Origin of the sequence: Lentilactobacillus sp. TOM.63 (assembly GCF_030361045.1) — a bacterium.
Taxonomy (GTDB): domain Bacteria; phylum Bacillota; class Bacilli; order Lactobacillales; family Lactobacillaceae; genus Lentilactobacillus; species Lentilactobacillus dabitei.
In genome coordinates this window covers 1-1,504 of the sequence record NZ_JAUCAP010000166.1, presented here as the reverse complement: position 1 = coordinate 1,504, position 1,504 = coordinate 1, and the positions used below count along the sequence as shown (strand labels likewise).

At 34.8% G+C, this 1,504-nt stretch carries 2 protein-coding genes and 1 pseudogene; 2 read left to right on the top strand and 1 reads right to left on the bottom strand.

The annotated features are described in order from the left end of the window. Positions 1–321 precede the first annotated feature (321 nt). Entirely contained in the window at positions 322–564 is a 243-nt protein-coding gene (locus QUF07_RS13940; RefSeq protein WP_289428191.1) for a YkoF family thiamine/hydroxymethylpyrimidine-binding protein, read from the top strand. 590 nt (positions 565–1,154) lie between these two features. Here the strand turns inward: QUF07_RS13940 and QUF07_RS13935 are convergent. Beyond that, positions 1,155–1,241 (bottom strand): DUF5776 domain-containing protein, encoded by an 87-nt coding sequence (locus tag QUF07_RS13935; RefSeq protein WP_289428192.1) that lies wholly within the window; start codon positions 1,239–1,241, stop codon positions 1,155–1,157. A 91-nt stretch (positions 1,242–1,332) separates the two neighbouring features. On the opposite strand from QUF07_RS13935, the pseudogene QUF07_RS13930 reads away from it, so the two are divergent. After that, positions 1,333–1,428 (top strand): annotated as a pseudogene (locus QUF07_RS13930) (GRP family sugar transporter); the annotation flags it as partial. Positions 1,429–1,504: the final 76 nt, after the last annotated feature.

Here is a 1,504-nt window from a genome sequence, read left to right as displayed (position 1 = left end):
GGGATAATTTTTCATAGCTTAAACTCGCTTTTTACATAGAAGTATATCAAAAATCATAGATCTTGGACAGCTTCTAAGGTAATTATTTCTAATTTTCTAAACTGGACATCAAGTGTCGACATTCTTCGAAGAGAATACTAATTACTAAGTAAAACTGCCTGTTTTAAGGACGACGTCAAGCGTCTAAACTTCTTACGACATATAGTTTCACCACTATTTAAAGTTTAGAACAAAACTAAAATAGTGAATCAACTATCCCGTCGGATAATCGATTCACTATAAAGCTTAGAATGTTTCTACGCCTTTGGTGACGATGACTATATGAATGAAATTCAAGAAATCGTCAACTTGGCTGAAAAGGTAGGCTTAGAGCCAAGCGAAATTCACTACGCCACCACTCTGACTGGCAACATTAGTCAGCTTTTCGCCTATTTCAACCAGGCCTTAGCATATGCGCATCAACATATTCAACACTATGTTATTGAAGCAACGATTTTTGATATTCCCGATGATGTTTTGGAAAATTCAACTATTTTAGAAAAAAGTGGCAGGGTTAATCGATAACCTTAGCATGACTTTGATGACGAAACGGATACTTATCCCGGCTAAGAAACCAGACCATGTTTCGGATCGACATTACTCATATTTATAAAGAAACGTCACGATTAACGTTTATCCGGTTAATCGTGACGCTTCTTTCAATCATTCATCATTTCATTTTATTATTTATTATGGATGAATATGGTTACCAATTAAACTTGGCCTTGATCTGGCGCTGTGACCCAGCTCCCAATAAGTGTAGCCCTCGATGGCTAATCCAATCAAAATACCTAACACGTAGAAAACTAAAATCGTCAACAAGTTCATAACTTGACAGTCCCTTCCTTTGATTATACCGGTCATTGCCTGATCCGGTACCGTCTTGTTAATTTGCTGCAAATCAAGGATAGATTAAAAGTTCAAAAATGGCAATAGGTCATTTGGGGATTTTACAAAATTATTCTCTCAAAGTAAAAAGTTCGAACTGATATCGTCAAAATACGAGGAACTAACACTAATGGACAAACGTTATAATATGCAATTAAATATTTAATATGCTTTAATTTTCAGGACTTGTAATTCTATTTAATATTCAATTACATCCGACTAACAGCCTATTTCTGAATGACAAACTTCTTGTTGGCTGTGATATAGTGGCCGTTAGTCAACTGATAACGGGTCGCTAATTTATATTTAATCACTTTTTTGACCCTTGAATTTGCACTTAAAGTGTAAATTCAGGTATACTTAATTTTTTAAGTAAAAAATTATTTTAAAGAGGTGAATATAAACATGCAAGGAGTTCTTCTCGCGCTTGTTCCAATTTTTGCTTGGGGTTCTATCGGATTGGTAGCTAATAAATTTGGTGGTGATGCTAATCAACAAACTGAAGTGCCCTACAATTGTTAGACAAGTAAGTCTAATGATTATGGGGCTTTTCTTGTGACAAAATATAGTAGTCAAT

Excerpts from the sequence above, each read along its gene's own strand:
- QUF07_RS13940 (WP_289428191.1), top strand. The coding sequence starts at position 322 with ATGAATGAAATTCAAGAAATCGTCAACTTGGCTGAAAAGGTAGGCTTA.